The 1,224-nt window shown below is 65.1% G+C and carries 1 protein-coding gene; it reads right to left on the bottom strand.

Going from position 1 to position 1,224, the window contains the following annotated elements; all coding sequences use genetic code 11:
• Positions 1-965, bottom strand: a 965-nt coding sequence (locus tag EN906_RS34530; RefSeq protein WP_164777630.1) for an MATE family efflux transporter, incomplete at its 3' end; no start/stop codon positions are given.
• Positions 966-1,224 lie beyond the last annotated feature (259 nt).

Raw genomic sequence — 1,224 nt, 5'->3', positions numbered from 1 at the left:
CCTTCCGGATTACCGGCGCCGTGCGCAAGGCCGACGCGCACCGTCACCGCCTGGTTGAGGCCGAGCGGCACCATGAAGGAGATCGAGGCGATCTGGATGGCGATCGCGTGCGCGGCCAGCGAATCCGCGTCGATCAGGCCCATCAGCAGGGCCGCCGCATTGAAGATCGTCACCTCGAAGGCGAGAATGCCGGCGATCGGCAGGCCGAGCCGCAGCAGACCCTTGAAGCGCGGCCAGTCGGACCGCCAGAAGCGCCCGAACAGACGGTAGCGGCGGAACTTCTTCTCCAGCATCACCACGGCAGCCATGCCGATGAACATCAGCGCTGAGGACAGCGAGGTGGCAAGGCCCGACCCGGCAATGCCCATTGCCGGCACGCCGAGATTGCCGAACATGAACACCCAGTTGAAGAAGACGTTGCAGGCGACGGCGACGAAGACGATGACCAGCGCCCAGCCCGGCCGTTCCAGCGCCGAGATGAACGAGCGCAGCACGATATAGCCGTAGAACGGCAGCACCGCCCATTCGAGCCAGCGCAGATAGATGCCGGCCTGACGGGCGAGCGCCGGGTCCTGGCCCATCGCCAGCAGAATGCCTTCGCCGTGCCAAAGCACGAGCCAGATCGGAATCGAGATCAGGATCGCCAGCCACAGGCCCTGGCGCACGGTGCGGCGCAGGTCGCGCACCGAATAGCGGCGGCGGCCGAGCTCGGTGGCGATCATCGGCGAGGTCGCCAGCATCAGGCCGAGGCCGAAGATCAGCGGCATGAAATAAAGGTTGGCGCCAAGCGCGCCGCTGGCCAGCGTATCCGGCCCCAGACGACCCATCATCATGACGTCGGTGGCCGTCATCGCGGTCTGGCCGAGATTGGTCAGCACCATCGGCCAGGCAAGCGCCAGCGTCGCCCTGATTTCCTGACGCCAAAGACTTTCCGGCGCGCGAGCGCCGGCTTCGATCGCAGACATTGTTCCGCTCTTTCCAGCTACGGCACGTCGGCCAGAGCCGGAAGCCGCATGTCAAACGGCAAAACCTTCGGTTTCGCGGCGTTTGCGTCAGCTTCTGGACGAAACGCGACATGAAGGCAAGAGAGGAGGGACAGGAACGGATTGAGCCAGCGACCGGCCCCGATGCTCTAGCGGATCGCGTCCAGCATCCGCCGCTGGCGGTGCATCTCGAGGAAAACCTTGTAGTCGCGCTCGAAACGCCCTGATGATTTCCGGTTCG

It is taken from the genome of Mesorhizobium sp. M7A.F.Ca.CA.004.06.1.1, assembly GCF_003999135.1.
GTDB lineage: Bacteria > Pseudomonadota > Alphaproteobacteria > Rhizobiales > Rhizobiaceae > Mesorhizobium.
This window is presented reverse-complemented; position numbering and strand designations above follow the sequence as displayed.